At 59.5% G+C, this 21181-nt stretch carries 8 protein-coding genes and 2 pseudogenes; 9 read left to right on the forward strand and 1 reads right to left on the reverse strand.

Features of this window, described 5'->3' with window-relative positions; all coding sequences use genetic code 11:
• Window positions 1-1317, reverse strand: a pseudogene (locus tag RFM68_RS32875) (hypothetical protein); the annotation flags it as partial.
• A gap of 2569 nt (window positions 1318-3886) precedes the next feature.
• Between RFM68_RS32875 and RFM68_RS32880 the strand changes: the two are divergent.
• The 9 genes and pseudogenes from RFM68_RS32880 to RFM68_RS32920 all read left to right on the forward strand — a co-directional run.
• Window positions 3887-10813, forward strand: coding sequence for a shikimate kinase (locus RFM68_RS32880; RefSeq protein WP_320237088.1), 6927 nt, complete (start codon window positions 3887-3889; stop codon window positions 10811-10813).
• A 1115-nt stretch (window positions 10814-11928) separates the two neighbouring features.
• Window positions 11929-12138 carry a nodulation protein NopA gene (locus tag RFM68_RS32885; RefSeq protein ID WP_320230220.1) on the forward strand — a complete coding sequence of 70 codons (210 nt, stop codon included), beginning with the start codon at window positions 11929-11931 and terminating at the stop codon, window positions 12136-12138.
• Between the two features lie 114 nt (window positions 12139-12252).
• Window positions 12253-13143: a SctD/MshK family protein gene (locus tag RFM68_RS32890; RefSeq protein WP_320237090.1), complete on the forward strand. Its 891-nt coding sequence runs from the start codon at window positions 12253-12255 to the stop codon at window positions 13141-13143.
• Between the two features lie 26 nt (window positions 13144-13169).
• Window positions 13170-13745: a hypothetical protein gene (locus RFM68_RS32895; protein ID WP_320223952.1), complete on the forward strand. Its 576-nt coding sequence runs from the start codon at window positions 13170-13172 to the stop codon at window positions 13743-13745.
• A gap of 42 nt (window positions 13746-13787) precedes the next feature.
• Entirely contained in the window at window positions 13788-14165 is a 378-nt protein-coding gene (locus RFM68_RS32900; RefSeq protein WP_320237091.1) for a histidine kinase, read from the forward strand.
• 11 nt (window positions 14166-14176) lie between these two features.
• A complete protein-coding gene (gene sctV / locus RFM68_RS32905) occupies window positions 14177-16270 on the forward strand; it encodes a type III secretion system export apparatus subunit SctV (RefSeq protein WP_320237092.1) in 2094 nt (697 codons plus the stop codon).
• A 37-nt stretch (window positions 16271-16307) separates the two neighbouring features.
• Window positions 16308-16847, forward strand: coding sequence for a tetratricopeptide repeat protein (locus RFM68_RS32910; RefSeq protein WP_320237093.1), 540 nt, complete (start codon window positions 16308-16310; stop codon window positions 16845-16847).
• A gap of 506 nt (window positions 16848-17353) precedes the next feature.
• Complete coding sequence (locus tag RFM68_RS32915; protein ID WP_320237094.1) at window positions 17354-18160, forward strand: MurR/RpiR family transcriptional regulator; 807 nt, start codon at window positions 17354-17356, stop codon at window positions 18158-18160.
• Window positions 18161-18579: 419 nt separating this feature from the next.
• Window positions 18580-21181, forward strand: a pseudogene (locus tag RFM68_RS32920) (hypothetical protein); the annotation flags it as partial.

Consider the following 21181-nt stretch of genomic DNA (forward strand, 5'->3'; position numbering starts at 1 on the left):
GGACGGAGACCTCGCAGACGAGGGCGTGGAGGACTGCATCTGCGTGGTGAGCCAATCCCAAGCTCCCTCGAACGGAGTATGCGGAGCTGAGGAAAACTCTTGAAACGAGCTGGCCTGCTGGGCGCCTTCCCCTGCGAACGAACCCGCCTCCTCAGGATCCCGCAACCCGAGCGCTCTGTTCGCCTCAACGACTTGTAGGTATTGCCGAAGGTTGTTGAGACGCAGCTTGGCGTTAGTGGCTTGTTCGAAGCCCTTGACATCTCGCATCAACTCACTTTGTTGCTGCTGACCCCCCTTGAGTCGGCTCACTATGCTCCCCTTCTTCTCCCTTTGGAGCCAATCACTAAACCTGCGTTGCACGCTAGCCGCATGGAAAATAGGGGCCTTCTGTTTCGCAGTCGGCTCGGGTCCAAGGTTGCTCAATCTTTCTTGGGTCACAAGGTCGATAAGTTCGGCGTCGTCGGGATAAGCATCCAGGAGGCGCCGCCCCATGATACGCGGGCCGGGCCCGATCTGTTCGATGCCGCACCCTTCCGACATAAGCCTCCGGAGATGATTCAACGTCGACTGAAGACGGTTCTCAGGGTCGTTACCCTGGGCTTTATACAGGTCTAAATCGTCCGCCAGCGATTCATCTCGAAACCGAGAAGCCAACGGCTCCTTGTCGTTCTCATGGAGCCAGTTGGCGAACTTTTTTGCATGTATCAGGCTGCTGTCAATCGTGTTTTTGGGAACCCCGGCTTGCATGGCTGCCGTTTTGAACCTCTTCATGAGCGCAGCATCTTCGGCAGGAGGGGCAGCCAAGCGCTGTCGGCGGTGGGGGTTGAAATTTGGGGGGCGTTCCTCGACGTTCGCGGCATGGAACTCCTGAAGCACTGTCAATGCTGCATGGATATCTCTTGTGTCAGAGAGTGTCGCAAGTCGATTCAGATCCTCGGGGCGGTCAAGCAAGCTCGACAGCGTTAAGTTCATGGGCCGTAGCCAGGTGCGGAATTTATGCAGACTCGCCACCCACCCACTAACGGTCTTTCTCGCACGGCCGGCGGATTGGGCTGCCTCGCTGAACCCCGCAATAAGCCTCTCGTCATCTGTGAGCTCAGTTGGTGGCAGATTGGTTTGTCGTATATTTTCCAATGCCTCTATGATTTGATCTTTGGTTTTCTTGCTGCCGGGAGAGTCAAATTGCTGCGCATACTCCCGTGCATCGTTGTCCAACTCATGGTCGTTCAGCCGGTCGGCAATTGGGTCCCTCTCGCGCTGGTTAAGCCATGCACTGAACTGGTGCAAATGAGATGCATTCCTCTGGGCGGTCTGCACGAATGTGCTGCCGAGAGACGCCCTCAAAAACCTGGAAACAAGGATTTTGTCCGCCTCAAAGGGCTCGGTCGGGAGCCGTCGCTTCGCGTAATATATGCGAAGCTCTGAATGAACTACATCCGACGCCGACATTCCGGTCGAGTCCTCGCGACAACTCCCCGAAAAGGCTTTGCCGACACCTGACTTAACACGTGACCATAGGTGCCAGCCTTTGCCGCCCTTCGTCCGCACAGCAGGAGGCGCTCCCGAGGGCCCGGTGTAGCTCGTGCTGCTGAACCCGCCATTTCGTGGCTTGGACTGCGGAGGCATCCACATTGAATCCTCTATGTCAGCGCGCTGGGGGGTTCCATGCGGCTTCGCAGGGCGAGTGTCAGGCATACTAGCTTCAGGCATACTAGCTTCAGGGTAGGTAGCATCACTGGGGCGCGCACCAGCGGAACTGAGCTGCAACTCGCTCAGTTGCTGTTCAAAACGTGCTTGATCCGCGGGCATGCCTCCCGATTGTTGCCTCGCCCCCTGCTGTTCCCGCAGAGCAGCATAGTCGCGCATCCAAGCGTCTGTATCAAACCATCCGTTGTGGGACTCCAAATCACTCTCCCTAGATGAGACAAATCATAGCTGGACCCAAGCTAAGCTCGGATGCGGAATTTGCATTTCGATCGAACCTAACGGCCGCTTCGAAGGCTTTGCGTTGTTCAACGTCCGGTGTATCTCTCATTTAGCTGTCAAAAGGCTGACGAGCACCTTTGTACGTGCCGGTAATTTCACAGATGTTGGAGTGCGCAGCCTGTGGGTGGCAATGACGAGGCTACTGATTTGCCGGTCTGATGTTTGATGTTCAAACTGGTTGCGAACTCGGATGGCTGAGCGGGAATGAACAGGGAGATATGATCTCCTCGAAGGCCACTGACAGACTGCTTCGACGTCACCGTGTCTATTGAGCTCTCGCCGCCTGCGTCCAATCGAGCCGATCAGGCCACTGCGGCTCGTTTTGTGGTCACGACACGCGCCCTGTTGCCCAGGACAGTGTCGACACGAGGGTACCGACAGGAATTGAATTTTTTGCAGCTGGCGAACAACGCCTGCACGGTTGCCCGGTCGTCGGTCTGCTTCTGCAGCCGATATGGCAGGCGCGCAATTCCCATCGTTCGGCCTCTTCGGCCACGGAGCGGCCGCAGGGCTGACGATGACGCAGATTGCTCACAAATTTCCAGTTCTCTCAGGCTGTAGCCCGCGCCCGCTGCCGCAGTAGTTCCAGTGGTCTTCGCTTTTAGCAACTTCAGCATTTTGGCTGAGCGCAGGTCAGGTTTATGTAAGGTAAGGACGGCTATGTGCGATGGCCAAAGCTTTGTCATTGTCTCAGGAAAGCAACATTTTGCGAAAGATCGATGTCTGTCGGGTGGTACGGGGGACATCGTCGCCTTTGGCGCATGGCTCGATGACCGCGGTTCCCGTTATTTCCATGCCGCCGACGTGCGCGCGACATCTCCTGCCGCGACTGCTGCGCGTGCTCCGGATTAAGGCAAACTTTGGGAATAGCCGCCGGTGCCGTGCAAGCGATCGCGTCAGGGCGATCCACAAGACCTCGAACGGGACCGATGGGGTCTCGCGCATGCTGAGTTGACCAATGGGGTGAGTACTTCGGTCGCATGCGCTTCGAGCGGCTGATGAGGGCATGGCCAGCGTCAGACTTTTCAGAACCCCCGTTTCGTGAAGACCATCTTCGCCTGGGCGCCCGGTCCATCGCACTTCTCGACCCACGGATGAGCGAATCAGCCTCGACACTATAGGCGGCGCATTGCCCGCATTGGAGATTGGATATATGACGGGCATTGGACGAACTGGAAGATCGCATATTGGAGGTGCTGACTCCGGCAGCACGCGGGGATCGAGCGGTCCGTGCCCGCAATCAGGCCGCGCCCCTGAAGAAGGCAGTCAATCGTTCAATTCCGTCGTGCAGCGGATGCACTCTGGGCCTCAAAACCAAGGGACGTCCTCCGCTCCCATTGCGCCCCAAGCCGATAATTCTGCTGGCGGCCGCCCTGCCGGTCCCTCGCTTGGCTCACACCGACTTTTGGCTGCTGCTCTAGGTCAAATCAGTGGGCGGCGTCGTCGTTTCCCCTCGGTGCCGGAGGGCGAGGGGCCAACCCGAGAAGAAGGCTTCTTGCATCCTGATGACGAACCCTGGCGCGGCGATCGATCAGCCGGAACTTCATATACAGCCGCGCGCCCACCGCGTAAGCAAAGCGTGAGCGAACCGGCTGCCAGGCCGGGAGAACGACCGATCGACAATAAAGCCGGGCGGGACGGTCACGGCGGAATCTCGCTACGGAACGGACCAAGGCGGCAGCCCGGTGGCGAACCCTGGCGCAGCCATCAAGCGGCCGGAAGCTCGCGCATCGACGCGTTGCCGCCACATCGACAAAGCGTACCCGATCTGGGCGCCAGATCAGGCGAGCGACCTATCGACCATGTAGCTAGGCGGGATGGCCGTACTGCAAACTCGCAAGAACTGCTTAATGGCGCCCTACACGACATCGGTTTCGCTGGTGACATCCGCAAATTCTCAATGGCTGTGGTGCGCTATCGCAGAGATCTGAAGATGCCGGAACTTGCAACATTCCTGCAACAGGCCGCTGCCCAGTTCACATCTCGATTTGTCACCAACTGGCAGCACGATATCCGCGTCCGGCAAACATGGGGATATGCCACAGTTTGCAATGCAGTGAGCCGCGAGGAAGGCCCGGCAGGCATGGAAGCTTGCCGGGCCATGGCAGCTCAGGTGTCTAGGTTTGCCCACGAACTCATTGATGTCGAGCCCAAAGCGCTTGCGCTCTTGGCGTTATCGTTCAGCCGATATCCACGGGTGCCGGCTTGCCAAAATGGGATGGGCAGCATTGCTGAATTTTGTTGCGAGCAAAGCGGAGTGCTTCGGGAACTCGACAGTCAAAGCCTGGCCCTGTTGGTGAACGGGTTCAGCAAATGGCCGGAACAGGAAAACTCACGCCTTGCCTCGGTCGCAGTCTCCGGTGAGGTCCGTCGCCGCGCCGAACGGACAAACGGCCTCGCCGGTTTTGAGCCACAGCATTTGGCGAATCTGGTGAACGGTTTCAGCAAATGGCCGCAAGAGACGGGGTGTGGCGCGGCCACGGTCGCCATCGCCAGCGAGGTGGGCCGTCGCGCTGGCCAAGCCAACTGGCTCTGTGATTTTCATCCGCAGGAATTGGCCAATTTGGTGAACGGTTTCAGCAAATGGCCGGAAGCTGCAGGCTGCGGTGACGGCACAGGCGCGATCGCTGGTGAGGTGCTTCGCCGCGGCGGCAGCCGGCTCTCTGCTCTTGATTCGCAGAACTTGGCGAACTTGGTGAACGGTTTCAGCAAATGGCCGGAGAGGACAGGCTGTGGCGCGGCCACGGCGGTGATTGCCAAAGAGGTTCTTCGCCGCGGCGCCGATGCGTTATCTGATTTTACTCCGCAGGGTCTGGCAAATCTGGTGAACGGCTTCAGCAAGTGGTCTGACACAGGGGGGTGTGGTGCGGCCACCCTCGCAATCGCGGGTGAGATTCGTCGCCGCGCCAGTGGAGCGGATCGGCTCGCCAATTTCACTCACCAGCACCTGGCAAACTTGGTGAACGCCTTTAGCAAGTGGCCTGGACAAGAGAGTTCACGCCTTGCCACTGTCGCGATCGCCGGTGAAGTCCGTCGCCTTGCCAACCGGCTCTCGGGTTTTGACTCGCGGGACTTGGCGAACCTGGTAAACGGCTTCAGCAAGTGGCCTGCCGAGTTGGCATGTGCCGAAGCCACGGTCGCGATCGCCTGTGAGATTCGTCGCCGCGCCGATAGGCTGTCCGATTTTACTCCGCAGGCACTAGCGAATCTGGTGAACGGCTTCAGCAAACGGCCGGACCAAGTGAGCTGTAGTAGCGCCACGGTCGCGATCGCTGGTGAGCTGGTTCGCCGCGGCCCCGGCCGACTTTCCAGTTTTGCCCACCAGCATCTGGCAAACCTGGTGAACGGGTTCAGCAAGTGGCCCGATCAGGCGAACTGCCGCGAGGCCGCGCTCGCGATCGCTGGTGAGGTTCTTTGCCGCCGCGCCCGCCGGCTCCCTGGTTTTGATTCGCGCGAGCTGGCGAACCTTGCGCTCGGTTTCAGCAAATGGCCCGATGAAGCAGTCTGTGGTGACGTCACGGTCGCGATCGCTGGTGAGATGCTTCATCGCGGGGACCGTGCCGATGAGCTATCTGCTTTCAGCCCGCAGGATCTGGCACACTTGGCGAACGGTTTCAGCAAATGGCCAAAGCAGGCGGGTTGTGCTGCGGCCACCGTCGCTCTAGCCGGCGAGGTTCGCCGCCGCGCCGACGCGCTGTCCGTCTTTGATCCGCAGGATCTGGCCAACCTGGTAGGTTGCTTCAGCAAATGGCCGGAACAAGTGGAGTGTCGCCGCGCTACCGTCGCGATCGGTTGCGAGATCCGGCGCCGCGCTGACCACGCTGGCCAGCTATCTTATTGTACCCCGCAGTCTCTGGCGAACCTGGTGAACGGCTTCAGCAAGTGGCCGGATGAGACGGGCTGTTGCCAGGCCACCCTTGCGATTGCCGGTGAGGTTCGCCGCCGCGGCGCCCACCTGACCGATTTTACTGCGCAGGAGCAGGCGAACCTGGTGAATGGCTTCAGCAAGTGGCCGGTAGAGGCGGGCTGTCGCGAGGCTACCGTCGCGATCGCCGGCGATGTGCTTCGCCGTGCCGATCGCGCCGAGCAGCTATCTGCTTTCAATCCGCAGGATCTGGCAAATCTGGTTAACGGTTTCAGCAAGTGGACTGACGAGACGGGGTGCGGGGACGCCTCGGTCGCAATTGCTGCTGAAGTTCGTTGTCGCGCCGACCGCACCGGGGGGCTGTCCGATTTCTCCTCGCAGCAACTTGCCATTGTCCTGCATGGCTTCAGCAAATGGCCCGAACAACCGGTATGCCACGGGGCGATCATGGATATCGCGCGCGGGTTCGGCGCGGCGGGTCCAAGATTTAGCACCTTCACTACCGTCGCGCTCGGCACCATCGCCAATATCTTGGGGCGCGGCGTCGTGCGGGGACAGGACGCCGGAGAAATTGCAGACACCGCTCTGCTGAGGGATCGGCTGCATCAGCTGGCCCATCATCTTCATTACGCCAGCGATCGCCTGGAGCAGGCCGACGCGCTAAGCATCGTGCATATCTTCAAGGCGCTGGCGAAGGCGCAGTTGCATGACGATTTGGGTCTACTGGCACGGACAGGCTTGGATCGACTCGAGGCATTGCGTCGGACCTCTGGCTTTGCCCCCGAGAACCTCGAGACCATGGGCAATCTCTGCGCCGCTCTGGTGCCGTTAGCGCGCAGCTCCCAAAGGGCGTTGCGCTGGCACCGCAGGCAGACTTTGAACCTGCTGAACGACATTCAACCAGTCATGGAGCACAAGATCAAGGCGCAACTCAAGGCAAGCGAGGCCGAGCGGATCGCTGGACCGAATTCGAGCCGCTGCCCAGCCTTGTCGATTTATCAAGTGCTCAAGGCCCGTGCTGTCCTTGAGGGGCTTTACAAGAGGCCCTACGTCGATGCCGAAAGTTCCACTTTGAAGCGGCGTCGGGATGAGCTGCATCGCGGAACCAGGGAGATCCTGGCCAGCACGCGCGGCCTCATCGAAGGCGACCTTTCCAACATGAGCTGGAACCTGATCGCGCAGATCGAGGCAGAGGGGCCGGTCGAGGCGCTGGACGAGTTCATGGCCCAGAACGCGGCACTGATCCAGGCCCGACATCCAGCCGCCGTCTTCGATGTCCATAAGGTATTGCGCGCTATGGACCACGAGCCGAGACCGCCGGAGGGTGATGCGGGGCTGATGCAGTTGCCGGTGGTGGACATGCAGGGGCGGCGATTGCCGACGGAGCCCGAGACGCGCTATTCCATTTTCCATCGCCTGACCTCAGGGGCGGTGAAGGTGGTCGCGGTACAACTGCCGGGAAAGCCGAGCGCCTTCATGCTGGGGCGGACATTGAGTGTCGAGGGTGTGCCATACCGGATGGATCTATTCGGCGGCAGCAAGTCAAAACCGCCGAAAAAGACCCTTGCCCAGATCGCCGCCCGCGCTCCAGGCGAAACGGGGGCTCAGGCGCTCGGGGGGAAGCTGCTGGCAATTCCATATGCCGAAACCGCACCGGGTACGGCGTTCGAGCAGCTGTCGCGACACTGGGCGCCATTCAAAGAAGCCTATTATTACACGCAGCGCCGAGGCTTTGCCGCGCCCCCGGCGATCAAAGGTCTAGGGCCCCACGACTACGCACTCGAAGGAGCCTTCAAACTGTCGCTGCTGCCGGACCGTCTGACGGGCGAAGCGCATCCCTTCAGGCTGACCGGGCCGGAAGGCCCGATCGCCTTGCGACCGCATGACGGTTGCGGCTTCATAAAGGCTTCGTTGGCCGAGCGTATGCCGGCTGTTCGTCGGGCCGCTCAAGGCCAAGGTCTCGATCGGGTGGCCGCTTTTGCTGAGGCAAGGAGATCGTCCGTTCCTGCCTCGGCGCTGCAACATTATCCGCGCAGCGAGCTGGTGGCGGATGAGACGCGCGAGAAGGCCAAGACCTGGCTCGACAGCAGAGAAGGACAAGAGCTGGGGGCCGAGGATCTGTTTCGCACCGTGACGGCCGGACACATCGACGCTCCCGGCGCGGTCGCCGTACCGTCCAGTGATGATTGCGTCCATGTGCCCACGCTCAAGAGCGAGACCTTGACGGGGAGGGGTGGCGTGCTGATCGGGCGAGCCCCCTATGACAAGGCCAACCTGCGGCCATTTGGCGCCAGGCAAGTCAGGTCGGCAGGTGACGGGGATGCGACTGCGGCCTTCCTGGATGGCTGCGTAGCCATTCAATACAGTTTCAATGTCGCCGAGAAGAAGGGGAAAGAACTGGCGGGCGACGATCCGATGTTTTTTGCCAAAGGCATTCTGATCGTCGTGCCAGACAAGATGTGGCCGGCCGACTACGCGGAGCGTGGGCTGGTGCTGTCCGCCGAAGACGTCAAATCGCATTCGAGCTGGACACACGGCAAGGATCGAGCCAAGGTGGACACGCCGGTCGACAGCATAGGCATCCTCCAGGCGACGGAGGTGTTTGCTCCGGGCTCTTTGGTTGCTATCCCGACCAGTGAACAGAAGAAGCTTGACGGCGACTTCGACGGGGACGCGGTCATCATCATCGGCGACCGACCGCAGCTTTATGAGCATGTGCGGCAGTTCGATGAGAAGGAGCAAGCGCGCGGCGTTCGCTCACTCAAGCCGGCGAAGTCGCATACCCCGGCGCTTAAGGACGATAGCTACCAATTCAGTCGTGCCCGCCAGATCCTTGCCACCACGCAGGACGTCCTGGAAACCTATAGCTGCCTGCAGCGAAACTTTCTGGCGCAGTCCGACGAGGCGCGACGCTGGTTTGCCGAGCGTGCTGTCTTCGGCACCTACGAAGGCATTCACCACGAGCTTAGGCGGGACATCGCTAACCTGTTGAACGCGGAAGAGGTGCGAGGCCAGGATATCCAGGACACGCTCGCCAGGGCGAGGCAGGAGATCGAGGTCGCCCGGCATCCGGTCGCGCGCGAGATGGCCGCGTTGCTCGTGACCGAGCTCGCGGCATGGGCGGCGAAGGCGGATCAGCAAAACTTGTCCGCAACCGTCGAGACCGTGGACGATTTAAGCCCGTCGGTGAGCCCAGCGCTTGCAAACCTCTTCCAGGAATTGGCAGAGAGCTATCCGGCAACGTCCCAGCCTCGCGACCGCGTCCAGCTTTTGCTCGACCACACTCAAGCCCGGATCGATCCTTCCCCGGATGGCTACAATCCGGACGACCTCGTCGAAAGCACAAGCAACCTGCTGAGCCTCGGCATTAAGGTCGGGACGGATGCCTATAAATCCGACACCGGCACCCGCCGGTTTCTGAAAAAAAGCCATGAGCTGCAGCGGCTCCTATGCCAGACGCCGGGCTTGCAGCCCGTGCCCTACGTCAAGAGCATGGCGGCGACACTCAGCCAGGGCAGGTTCGAAGTCGATGCGACCTTGGAGGAACTGAAGGACAATCCCACGCTGGCGGCTTGCGTCATGGAGGCCTCGATCAAATTCGCCGCACAGAACGGCCTGTTGCCCGAACGCTCCGGCCGCCGCCCTGCCGCCGTGGATTCCGATGTGACGGTAACGCTGAGCCGCCAGGAAGCATCGGAGCAGGCCAAAATCGAGGCGACGCGCGCGAGAGTTGAAGAGGAGGCAATCACCGCAGCGGCAACCTGGGTTGCCGAGAGCCTCAGGCAGGCCGGCATCCCGGTGAACATGCCTCATTTCGATCGCCGGGTGCGATCGGAAGGCTCGATGGCTGAACAGCTCACCGGATTGAACGCCCCCTCTGGCAGCGCGCCGCAGCTGATAAGCAACGCTGTCCGCCACATCTTCGAACTCCCCGACCAGGATTTTACCCGTGGCTTTAAGAAAGCCATCCTGGCCTTCGACGAGCGCGGCTACGCCGAACGCCACACAACCAACTGGTTCAGGATGCGCAATCCGACTTTCAGCGGCATCCAGAGCGTGCTCGCCACACCGCATGGTTATCGCTTCCAGGTTGAGTTCCATACGCCGGCCAGCTACCAAGCCAAGCTCGCCAATCATCACACATACAAGCAGCTGGACCAGCTGCGGCGGGCGGGTCGGGACGCTCCTGCGGAGCAACTCATGCAGCGCGTCACGGAAAACTGCCAGGGCGTTCCAGTCCCCGATGGCGCTCTGGCCGTGCTTCAGTGGGAAGCCGAAGGCGAACGCGGTGCAGGCGCCACTGCGGCCCTGAAATTGCGACCTGTCGGGCAACCAAGCATGCCGCAAACCGTCGGGTCATCACAGGCGAAGGAAGTCGTCGCGGCGCTCGGCAGTCGGCCGGTCGTGCTCGTTGGCATGCCGGGCGCCGGCAAATCCAGCATCGGCCCAGCTCTCGCGAAGCGACTGCAGCTCCACTTCCACGACACGGACAAAATAATCGAAAAGCAGACCCACAAATCGATCTCGCAAATCTTCGAAGAGCAGGGCGAGGCCTACTTCAGGGAGATGGAGGCGAAACTGATCGCCCGTCTGCTGGAGGAAGCGCCCGCGGTGATCGCCACCGGCGGCGGCGCGTTGATGCATGAGCAGAGCCGCCGTCTCATCGGCGACAAGGCGGTCTCGATCTGGCTCGATACCAAGCTGGAGGTTATCAACAAGCGCCTCAAAAGGGATACCAGCCGCCCGCTGCTGCGAGGCCCTGACCCGGAGCAAAAGATCGCCCAACTGATCGATGAGCGCAGACCATTCTACCAACAAGCCGATCTCACCTTCATCCCGCCTCACCAACAAGACAAAAAGAACGCGGATCCATGCCTCAGCGCGCTACACGCCCATCTGTGCCCAACGCGGCCGCCACTCAGCAATTCGCCAATATTGTTGCGTCACCAGGATAAACCGTAGACAAGCACAGGAACTGAAGGGAGCGTGTGAATGAGCCCTCGGTATCGTTTCAAGTCGCAGGGCAGTGAAAACACCGATACGAGGGAGTAATAACCACCGAAGCGGAGTCAGGGGGGCCATCGTCGATGGCCTCATCGCGCGTCCGGATTTGTTGCCCCCCAAACGCCACCGCAGCCGCCAAGCGCTCGCTGGCAAAAGCACTCGCTGACTTGCGTCTGAAAGAATAAAGCACCGTTCCGCACCCGCGCTATATACCTATGGACCGCCAGTTTAGCGGCGATCGTGAACGGGTCTATAACGATGGCGCGGCGAGCCCCCTACCATCTGAATTCATCCATCGGCAGAGTTCGCATACTACGAACGCTTCACATCGAACTGCTTCAATTGCGGCACCGAGCATGACAGCCCCTTCCGATCCCACCTTGCCAGGAAAATGGCGCCTTTAACAGGCTGCTGAAAAACGTTTTTGGTCCGGCCGACTCGTGGCTTTGATTCTGTTTTGTTCGCTTTTCGATTCTCGTTTGGACTCCAATTCCGACTTGCTTGGCAGTCGGTGCACGACTTTTTCAGCAACCTGTTAAAGCCGCCGTCGCATCGATATGAGCAGGCCAGCCCGTACACGACCATCAGTTTTGTGACAGCGTCCCTTCGTTTTTTTTTGAGCCGTCAGCTTCTCGAAAGCTCGCGCTCTTACTTTGAGCAAGTCGATTTTGAACACTGCATCGCAGCCTCTTGAGGGCAATAAAGGAACCGAGGTACCTGATGGTCGGAGCAATTAGAGGTGGAGGTGGCGGCACCGGTGCTTCCTTGGCTCGAGCGGGCCATGGGGATAGGCAGGATGAGCCCGGCGGGCCTTCTGGTAGTGGCCGACCGGTTGGGGAGGGTGGTCGGGACAGCGGTTCGGTCAGTTCCGGAAGTGACCCGCAAGCCGTAGATCAGAGTGCGGCATTCCAAAGTGTTCTGAGTTCCATTGCGGTACAAATGGCGAGCGATACCATGGCTGATTTCGATGACGCCATGGGTGACACGGAAGAGGATGCCTGACGCCGGATCCTTCGGCGTCAGGAGTGTAAGCCGTCAAGTACGGCACAATTCGAACGGAAAGGTAAAATGATATGTCTAAAGTTGCTCCCCCTGCTGGTGGTGGTGCTGCTCCGGCCATTGGCAATATGGCTGCTGAAGGGGCTGGGACTGCCGCCTTCCAGTCGCAAATTGCGGCGCTCACGGCAATGAGCGCAGAGGCGACGGAAAGGAGCGTGATGCTGCGCACCGTTACAACCAACCTTCAATCAATCAAGAAGGTGGCCGACGAGCGCGTTCAGTAACATTGCAAACGGGACGTAGTGTCGTCCCGATCGCTGCCTTGGCAGTGCAATGTGGAGTCAAAATGAGCCGTACGGCCATGCTGTACGGCTCATCTCCTTGTGCGGGAGAGTTCCGTGAATGACGCCATTTCCGTCGATTTCGAGGTGCTGTCGGGCCTCTATTCTGGGCTGACTGGTAATGCGCCTCTGGGGCCGAATGTAATCGGTGGTGGTCTTGAGTCCGATATAATTTTCATCGAGCAAGGGCTAGAGGCGCGTCATCTTCGTATCAGTCTTCTTGGCAATTCGATCGAGGTCGAGGCCCTTGCGGATGGGGTCCGCATAGAGGGCAACCAAAATGTTGCAGCAGGCGAGCGCGTTGTTGTGTCTCTTCCTGTCGTCATTCATGTGGGCGCGATGTCCATTCTCTGGTCCGTTCAAGATGCCGCGCAAAAGCGCCCCATTGGCATGCGTCGCCTCTCAATGCCAGTGATAGCCGTCGTCTTGCTGAGCTGCATTGGAGTCGGCGCGCTCTCAACCATTTTTTCCCTCTACGGCAGCGGCAGTGGATTGAGCGCCAATCCTACTAACCCCGCACCTATATCGAAGGTAACCATCAACCGCCCTGGTGATCAGAGCGTCCAGTTAGCGGCGAAAGCGCTGCAAGACGAAATTGATCGGGCGCAGTTATTCGATATCAAGATCAAATCCGCAGACAGTGTTGTTACCGCCGAGGGCACCGTCACGCCTGCCTTGGTCTCCAAGTGGCAGAAGATCCAACAGCGGTTCGATCATCGCACGAATGGAGCGCTAACACTCGTGAACGGTGTGGTGATCAAAGAGGACAAGGCGCCATCCGCAATCCCCATTGAAGCTGTTTGGCGCGGGAATCTGCCACATCTTCTGATCGGTGGGCAGAAGTATTTCGTCGGCGCTCTATTGGATAATGGATGGATGGTCGATCGGATTGAGGACGCTCATGTGCTGCTGAGCCGAAATGGCCGCGTTGCTGCGCTCCCTTATTAAACTTCCAGGTTCGGTAGGAGAACTCCATGGTCAAGATGTCCAGCTACCCTGTCGGCTCCGGCACCTCGGCGCGCGATCTTAACATCGAGCCTGCAGGAGCAGCCGAGCCGGCCAATGATGGAACCAAGAATGCGGGGAAAATCGCGCTTACGAATATGGAGATCGATCGCGCTCATGCAAATAGTAGCAAGAAGCATGCATCGACTTTGCGGCGTGCGCACGCGCACGATATGCCGCTCGCACGCACGGCCAACGGATCGTTGGGAATTAGTGAAATCGAGGCGGTCACGCGCGTCAGCCCAAGCGAGAGCACTCAGATCAGTGAGATCGAGCCCCGCGCTGCAATGGCCGCTCTTTATGGCCATACTCTCGCACGTAGCCAGCTCTCCTTCATCACGCCACGCCTACGTCATCCGGAAATCCTGCGCGAAGGGAAGCGTGGTGTTCTTCTGGAGGCCTTGGTCGACGCGCTAGCGGCGGTACCTGAGGATTCGGTGGCGCGTGAAGGTATTTCCGCCCTCCAAGAGGAGTTCCGGCGGCTGGTGCTGTTGCGACAGAACCGGAACAGCTTGATCAAGGCGAGCGAAGGTCGACCTGGATGAAGAATAACACTCAAATGTTACGTCATCCCGTCGGGACACACGTTGCCAAAGACCGGTGATGTCGTGCTGATTTCCGAGCAGGAGCGAGATTTGCTCTGCGCCCTTTCCTATGCCCACCTAGCGTGTGGGCAGAGCGCCCAAAGCCTAGCCTTGTTGCGGCTCGCCGTCAGCGACAATTCTCAAGATGTCAGCCTGCTACGGATTTTCGCCTATGCGCTGATTGCTGAGGGTCTCGGCGATGAAGCACTGACGATCCTGGACAGGCTGGACGTACTTGATGACCAGCAATCTTCTCGCGTCCCTCTGACTCTCATGCGTAGCCATGCGCTGCTGCGAGCCCGTCGCATGGACGAGGCGCGAGCCGTTTTCCAAAGCTACGTTTCACTTCGCAGCAGCACAGTTCTTCTCAAACAAACATAAAGAAGGTCGCAATGGCGAACCTCATGCGCAACTTCATCGCGCGAGCGCCGGCCAACCCGGATATAATGGTCGCGTTAATGCTGCTTCTGGCGATCGGCATGATGATCATGCCAATCCCAATCGCGGTCGTTGACGTCCTGATCGGATTCAACCTCGGATTCGCCATACTTCTTCTAATGGTTGCCCTGTATGTCGGCACGCCACTTGAACTTTCTTCCCTGCCCGGCGTCATTTTGATCTCTACGGTGTTCCGCCTCGCGCTTACCATTGCAACGTCGCGACTAATCCTTGCGGAGGGGGAGGCCGGCAGCATCATCCACACGTTCGGCGATTTCGTAATCTCAGGCAACATCGTCGTAGGTTTTGTCATCTTTCTAGTGGTGACCATGGTCCAGTTCATGGTTCTCGCAAAGGGTGCCGAACGCGTTGCAGAAGTGGCGGCGCGATTCACGCTGGACGCTCTGCCAGGCAAGCAAATGGCGATCGATGCCGAGCTAAGGAATGGCCACATCGATGAGCATGAATCTCGTAGGCGGCGCGCCATGTTGGAGAAAGAAAGCCAACTTTATGGCGCTATGGACGGGGCCATGAAGTTCGTAAAGGGCGATGCCATCGCCGGGCTGGTGGTTATCTGTATCAACTTGCTGGGCGGAGTTTCCATCGGGCTGTCTAAGGGTTTGCCCTTCGGCGAGGTGCTGCACCAATACACTCTGCTGACCATAGGTGATGCATTAATCTCACAGATTCCGGCGCTGCTGCTGTCGATTTCATCGGCGACCATAGTCACGCGTGTAGGTGGGGCCGGGAGACTCAACCTTGGTGCCGACATAGCCGGCCAGCTCACCGCCAATACGCGGGCATTGAGGCTGGCTGCTGGTGTCATGGTTGCGATGGGGTTTGTTCCCGGCTTCCCTCTGCCCGTCTTTCTCGTGTTGGCCGCGGTCTTCGCGACGGCAAGTTTTACCAAAGGTGATAAGCAAAACGGCGACAATGCAAATGCTACCACTGCAGCTCCCGGGGAGCCAAAAAAGCAAACCCCACCTCCGGAAGGAGGTCCGATCACCCTGCTCCTTGCACCGAGCCTTGGAGATGCGATCAACCAAACCGAATTGCAACAGCACATTGAACGCGTTTCGGAACTGGTCTCATCTGACCTCGGCATCATTGTTCCTCGCATCCCTGTTGCAGTCGAACAGCAGTTGCCGGACCCGCAGTTCAGGATAGATGTCGAGGGCGTACCGGTCGAACAGGATGCGATTGATCCGACGCAGCTAAGGCTCACCGACGATCTGGCCAATATTGAATTGAGCGGCATCCCCTTCCAGCATGACCCACAAGCGGGCAAGATCTGGGTCGAACAAAGCCATGCATCGGCTCTCAATGACGCCGGCATCGGCTATCACAGTCCCATCGAACTTATTGCATCGCGAGTCCAGGCAACGCTGACGCGCCGTGCGCGGCGCTTGGTGGGCATCCAAGAGACGCGTGAATTGCTGGGCCGAATGGAGCAGAAATATGCCGATTTGGTGAAGGAGGTGCTACGCACGACGCCGATCCCCCGGATTGCCGATGTCCTGCGCCGTCTACTGGACGAAGATATCCCGATCCGCAACACCCGCCTTGTCCTGGAGGCACTGGCCGAATGGGGGGAGCAGGAGCAAAACGTCGCATTGTTGACGGAATATGTTCGTTCCGGTCTGACGCGACAGATCTGTCATCGTTTTGCCAACGCTCAGGGTGTGGTGCCCGCCTTTATTATCGAACGTGAAACCGAGAATTTGGTGCGCAGCGCGATACGTGATTCGGCTGTTGGTCCCTACCTCGTATTGGGGGACGGGCAAAGTGAGATGCTGCTGTCACAAATGCGGCAGATCCATTCGAACCCTGCGCCGGGTCAGCGGCATCCTGTCATATTGGCTTCAATGGATGTCCGACGCTTCGTCCGCGGTTTCCTTACTCGCAACGGGATCGATCTCGTCGTTTTGTCTTATCAGGATCTGGATTCGGAGTTTACGATTCAGCCGGTCGGATCCGTCAAGCTCACCGCTGCAACGAATCATGAAACGTCAGGAGAACGTAACAATTTGCGCGTTGAGCCCAGCTGAAGTGCGTAGCATTAGTCGTAAGGATAGCGGCATTCACATGAGAACAACAGTCGTTTCGCAGCTGCGTTCAGTTCGTCTGGCGTCAGTTCCCTTCGCAATACTTGTCATTCTTCCTCTCGGCGGTTGCGCTAGCTGGGGCACGCAAGCTCTTTCAGTGAAGGACACGCCGTCACCCGAGTTGCTCGGTGCCAAGGATATCAATCCGGCCATGCGCGAACGCATCTTGAGCTCCGTTGGTCAGGATGCTCACGAGCGGGCTTTGCGGGATCAGCTGCAGCAGCAACCAGGCAATGTCGACGCGGCGATCCAGCTTACGAAAGCCCTACTAGCAAGGAAACTCCCGAAGGAGGCCCTTCAGGTGCTCGACGGGGTTTTGATCGCGGCTCCAGGCAACTTGCGCACATTGAACGCGAAGGGAGTTGTGCTCGACATTTGCGGACGGCATGGCGCGGCACAAGCGCTATATCGCCAAGCGCTCAGGAAAGAACCCGGGAACCAGATGTTGGTCAACAACCTTAACCGGTCGCTCGCGCTTGACGAGAAGTCCGGACGGAGTGCGCCGACACGATCGCGGTGACTGGCATTCGCGCGGAAGCTCATCGCAGGCGATCAACATGGTCGCAGCAGCTTTTCATCAGAGTTGTTCCCCATTCTCCCCGCAAAACCTGACGAGTCCGAAATCAGCGCGAAAAAGCGTGGTCCATAGGTACGCGAATTGATCTCTCAAATGCTCAAATCCAGTAAGTGTGCGCCTTCTACGGCAATCAAACAGGGTATGTCTCCGAACGTACGTGCCTCTGCGTTCTTGAAACTTGAAGGCGCAGAAGAGGGTGCTTGTCGCTACGACATGAGATGTGGTTCAGAAAGGGCGCGGCATTTTGTTGTCAATGAAGAACTGGCGCGTGTCTCATCGGGTGATCCAGCTCAGTACCGGGGCAGTGCGGTTCAGCAAGAGCGTCCAAGTGGAATTTTTTCGAGTGTCTATTCTTGTGAAATAGGGCGTATCTTTCAGCTGGCCGACTGGCGCGAAGGGCTATGAAAAAGGGGCCTCTAACCGACCTTTTAGTCGAACGGTTTGAGACGATGCCGCCTCAGCTCCAGCGGGCTGCCCGGTTTGTGTTGGACCATCCGCAGGACGTCGCGTTGATGTCCATGCGCGAGCAAGCGCATTTAGCGGGTGTGTCCCACACGACCATGATGAGGCTAGCGCGATGGCTCGACCTCGACCGCTACGAAGACATGCGCAGCGTTTATGCGAAGGCCCTGCGCACGTCTGCCGAATCGCCGCTGCCTGAGCGTCGGCAAGATGGCGATGGCAGTTACTCAACGGTCGGAGTCGTCGCGGGCACGCTGGCAGCGGAAATCGCGAGGCTCGGGGAATGCGCGAACGCGATGCAGCTGACGGCTGCTGCCAGTGTCCTTGCCGAGAGCCGAAATCTCTTCAGCCTTGGCTTGCGCGCAGAGCATCCGGTGGCACAGCATTTTGCCTACACGCTGTCACGGCTCGGCCGGCAGGCGGTCGTTCTTGATGCGGCCGGGGGACTCGGCATCGATGCCTTGCGAGGTGTCGGGAAAGGCGACGTAGTGCTGGCGGTAGGCATCGAGCCTTACTGTCGTGCAACCATCGAAACGGCTAGGCAAGCAGCGCGCCAAGGAGTGGCTGTGGTTGCCATCACCGACAGCAGCGTATCGCCGCTCGCCCGTATGGCCAAGGCAAGCGTCATTGTAATTAGCAATCCTCAATCCTTCTTCAAAAGTATCGCGCCGGCTCTGGTAGCAAGCGAGATCTTGGCCAAGTTGATCGCTGCCAAGTCCGGATTGAATGTCTATGAGGTCGTGAAGGAAATCGAGCGCCAGCTGGCGGAGCTCGATGTCTTCTGGAAACGATAGTGGAAGCGCAGCGGGTGGGCGAAATGTAATCCAAACCGCTGGTACCGGGATTAGCGCGTTTCCGGAAATTACTTGATGATTACCCGCGTGATTATCCGCGCGAGACGACATGGAAGGCTGCGCCTTTCGCAAGCGCCTGAGGCAATACGCACGCTCACCTAGGTTGCCGCGCCGCAAGGCTGCATAGGCGAGGCGCGGCATTACCAGATCCGACAGCTTCGCAACGGCGGCTGGACGGGGCTCGTCGAACGGGAAGATCGGCGGGCCGTGCAGCGAGTTCCTCCTTCGCGCCTGGAGGGATGATCTCGACTGGTCCTGCCGCGCTCTCGGTCCGTCAGCCTGTCGACAGCTGAGCCCCATAGAACAGTTTCCAGCCGCCAGGGCGGCTTGAGCTGCTCGGAACAGGCAAGGGAGATACGATGGGTCCCTTTAGCAATATCAATCGGTCCCACGTCTCAGATTTCGCCCGCACAGACGATGCAGGCTCGCAACAGCAGCAGACCGACCAGGCGCGTTTTCAGGAGCATCTGAACGCGTTGCCGCCGGGCCAGCATCGGCAAGCTGTTCCAAACAGCCGTCTCGCCAGGCGGCGGACCGGCTCAAATGCAGATGCGGTTGGACCGAGGATGCTGCAAGAGGAGGGCGCCGGGGAAGGCGGTTCGCACTTGCCCTTTGCTCCACCAGCTCACTCACCTGCGCAGAGTTTTGACCAGGACGAGCTCTTTGCCGCCGCCGACCGCGCCGGGCCGTTGCCGGCCGCAAGTTTCGCTTCGGCGCAGTTCTGGCAGGATGCGGAGCGGGTGGTCCACTCAACCGCGCAAAGTGTCGATCAGCCGCGGAGCCGCGCAGCGATTGGGCGCGGTTACGAAGCTTCGAGTTCCATGCCGCCGCCGCGGGTCAACCTGCCCGCCACGGGATTTGGAAGCGCACCCGATCGCGTGAGCCTCCCTCACGTCGTCGCGGACGCATATCGGCCTGCGGCCAATCAACAGGGCGATCTGACCGGCGCGCGCCATACAACGCCCGCCGCGGCGTCGCACCAGGCTTCCGTCGTTCAGCAAACGCGCCGCCGCAAGCGCGGCCGCGAGCACCCGGACGATGTGCTTTTTGCCGCCTACCGTGCCGAGGCGGCTAAAACAGCCAAGGTGGGTGAAAGCTCGATTGCTGGCGATATAGTGGCGCTGCGCAAGTTCAGCAAATGGCTTGACGAGAACCACCAGAGCCAAATCAACGGTCGGATTGAGGATGGGCAGCTGGTCGGTCTGGTGAAGGACTTTGCGGGCAACGATGCCGTACTGCTGGGCGACACCAAAGTGGCGTTGGGAAGGCTCCGGCAGCATTCTGCCGGACAGCCTGTGACGGCTGCTTCGGCTGTTCGACCCGGCACGAAGGACGATGAGGAACTCTTCGCCCAATACCGGGCAAAAGCCGTGGTCAAAGGATCAGCCGTGAGGCGCGATCTAGCGGCCTTACGCAAGTTCAGCAAATGGCTCGCCGAGAACCACCGCACGCAAATCGCCGGCCGGATTGAGGACCCCGGGTTGGACGCGCTGGCGAAGGACTTCGCGGAGCGCGATGACGAGCGTATCAATCCGGCGTTGAAGAGGCTCCGGCAAGCTTCTGCCAGACAGCCTGGGACGGCTGCTTCGAATGTTCGACCTGGCACCAAAGACTATGAGCAACTCTTTGCCCAGGCTGCCGGCCTCGAAGAAGGGACCAGGGGAGGCGATTTGACCGGCGCGCGCCAAACAATGCCGGCCGCGGCGCCGCACCAGGCTTCCCTCGTTCAGCAAACGCGCAGCCGCAAGCAGGTCCGAGAGCACCCGGACGAGGCGCTTTTTGCCGCCTACCGTGCCGAGGCGGCGAACACAGCCAAGGTGAGTGGACCCTCGATTGATCGCGATACAACGGCGCTGCGCAAGTTCAGCAAATGGCTGGCCGAGAACCACCAGAGCCAAATCGACGGTCGGATTGATGACGAGCAGCTCGACAGCCTGGCGAAGAACTTCGCGGGCAACGATGCCGGACTACTGAGCGACACCAACGTGGCGTTGGGAAGGCTCCGGCAGGCTTCTGCCGGACGGCCTGTGACGGCTGCTTCGACTGTTCGACGACCCGGCACGAAGGACGATGATGAACTCTTCGCCCAATACCGGGCAAAAGCCAGGGCCCACCTCAAAGAACCAACCGTGAGGGCCGATCTAGCGGTGCTGCGCAAGTTCAGCAAATGGCTTGACGAAAACCACCGGACGCAGATCACCGGCCGGATTGAGGACCCGGGGTTGGACGCGCTCGCGAAGGACTTCGCGGAGCGCGAGAGGGCGCGTGTCAACCCGGCGCTGAAGAGGCTCCGGCAAGCTTCTGTCGGAGAGCCTCTGACGGCTTCGAATGTTCGACCTGGCACCAAGGACGATGAGGAACTCTTCGCCCAATACCGGGCAATAGCCGTGGCCCGCCTCAAAGAAGGAACCATGTGGCACGATCTAGCGTCGCTGCGCAAATTCAGTGCATGGCTTGACGAGAATCACCGGACTCAGATCGCCGGCAGGCTAGATGATCGGCAGTTGGACAGTCTGGCGAAGGACTTTTCGGGCAACCATCCCAAACTACTGAGCGAAATCAACGTGGCGTTGGGAAGGCTGCGGCAAGCCTATGCCGGACAGACTGTCACAACAGCTAAAACTCGCCCCGTCAACGAAGAGAACCAGGTGATCGAAGATGCATGTCGGGCAGCTGCAAGCAGGTACGGTCAAGTCACGCTAACGATCTATCGGAGTCATTTGTGTCGTTTCAACGGGTGGCTTAGTCAGAACTTCGGCAAGGGCATTGCCCAGATTGAACCCGCGGTGCTGAGCCGGGCGGTTGACGAGTACAAGAAGAACGCAGCCCCCGTCTTCGGCACAGCCTGGGGCTTTCTGCAGAAATACCGGCAAATGGTCGCAGCCAACAATGCGCTGGGCTTGGCAGCCCATGGGCAAGCGGCCCCGCGCGAGCAGCCAAGCGGCCCGCCCACTGGAACTG

This window comes from Mesorhizobium montanum, assembly GCF_033977145.1.
GTDB lineage: Bacteria > Pseudomonadota > Alphaproteobacteria > Rhizobiales > Rhizobiaceae > Mesorhizobium > Mesorhizobium montanum.